Source organism: Stenotrophomonas sp. Sm10, from assembly GCF_030985515.1.
GTDB classification, from domain to species: domain Bacteria; phylum Pseudomonadota; class Gammaproteobacteria; order Xanthomonadales; family Xanthomonadaceae; genus Stenotrophomonas; species Stenotrophomonas hibiscicola.
Window position 1 is genome coordinate 1 of the sequence record NZ_JAPTFO010000190.1, and the last position, 1,541, is coordinate 1,541.

The following is a 1,541-nucleotide window of genomic DNA, read 5'->3' on the forward strand; positions in this document are numbered from 1 at the left end:
GCCATGCCCACCCGCCCGGACTACCCAGGCGATCCATGAGCACAACCCACCGCGGAGGGGGCGGCGCCCGATGGCCGGTCTTTCACCCGAACCATGGCATGCTCGGCGCCAAGCCCACCCGGAACCTCCGCCATGCGCCTGTTCACCCGTGTCCTGCCCCTGATGCTGCTGGCCTCCCTGCTGTCCGGCTGCGGCTACAACGCCATCCAGCAGAAGGATGAGGCGGTCAAGGCCAGCTGGTCCGAAGTGCTCAACCAGTACAAGCGGCGCGCCGACCTGGTGCCCAACCTGGTGCAGACGGTGAAGGGCTTTGCCAGCCAGGAAGAGCGCGTGCTGACCGAAGTCACCAACGCCCGCTCGCGTGTCGGCCAGATCAACGTCAACGCCGATGACGAAGCCTCGCTCAAGCAGTTCCAGCAGGCCCAGGGCGAACTGGGTAGCGCGCTGTCGCGGCTGCTGGTGGTCACCGAGAACTACCCGGTGCTGAAGTCGGACCAGAACTTCCGCGACCTGCAGGCCCAGCTGGAAGGCACTGAAAACCGCATCACCGTCGCCCGTGGCCGCTACATCCAGCAGGTGCAGGACTACAACACCTACATCCGCTCGTTCCCGCAGGTGATCACCGCCAAGATCTTCGGTTACAAGACCAAGCCGAACTTCACCGTGGACAACGAAGCGCAGATCTCCAACGCGCCGGCGGTCGATTTCGGCAGCGCGCCGCAGCAGCAGCCGGCACCGCAGCCGGGCCACTGACCCATGCGCCTGGCCACTGCGCTGCTGGCCCTGCTGCTATGGCTGCCGCTGGCATCGCACGCCCAGCAGCTGGCGCCGGTTCCGGCGCTGGATTCGCCGGTGGTCGACACCACCGGCACGCTGGATGCCGCGCAGAAGCAGGCGCTGCTACAGCAGGCGCTTGACCTTCAGCAGCGCAAGGGCAGCCAGCTGCAGGTGCTGGTGGTACCCACCACCCAGCCGGAAGACATCGCCCAGTACACCACGCGGGTCTTTGACCAGTGGCAGATCGGCCGCAAGGGCGTGGATGACGGGGTGCTGCTGGTGGTGGCCAAGGACGACCGGCGCGTGCGCATCGAGCCGGGCTACGGCCTGGAAGGCGCGATTCCCGATGCCATCGCCAACCGGGTCATCCAGGAGTACCTGGTGCCACGCTTCCGCAGCGGCGACTACGCCGGGGGCATCACCGATGCCACCGCGGTGCTGGTCAAGCTGATCGATGGCGAAACGCTGCCCGCACCGGTCAGTGGCCATCGTGGGCGCGAGCCGGGTGGCGGCGGCGATACCTGGTTTCTGGCGCTGTTCATCGGTGTATTCGCCGGCAGCATCCTGCGCGGCGTGTTTTCGCGCGTGCCACGCCCGCTGCGTGGCCTGCTCGGCGGTGCCGGCGCAGCCGTCGCGGCGTTCCTGTTCACCTCCACCCTGCTGGCCAGTGGCCTGGCCGGCGTGGTCGGCCTGATCGTGGCGATGCTCTCCGGGCATCCGGGGCGCTTCGCCGGTGGCGGAGGCTGGGGTGGTGGCAGCTGGGG

At 68.1% G+C, this 1,541-nt stretch carries 2 protein-coding genes; both read left to right on the forward strand.

Translation table 11 applies throughout. The features are described 5' to 3' along the window. Positions 1-132: 132 nt before the first annotated feature. Positions 133-753: a LemA family protein gene (locus O0J15_RS21015; protein WP_012510094.1), complete on the forward strand. Its 621-nt coding sequence runs from the start codon at positions 133-135 to the stop codon at positions 751-753. Positions 754-756: 3 nt separating this feature from the next. Further along, the coding region (locus tag O0J15_RS21020) for a TPM domain-containing protein (protein ID WP_308306275.1) at positions 757-1,541 on the forward strand (785 nt) is incomplete at its 3' end.

What these genes read in the sequence shown, in the direction of transcription:
- O0J15_RS21015 (WP_012510094.1), top strand. Translation starts at nt 133, where the DNA reads ATGCGCCTGTTCACCCGTGTCCTGCCCCTGATGCTGCTGGCCTCCCTG.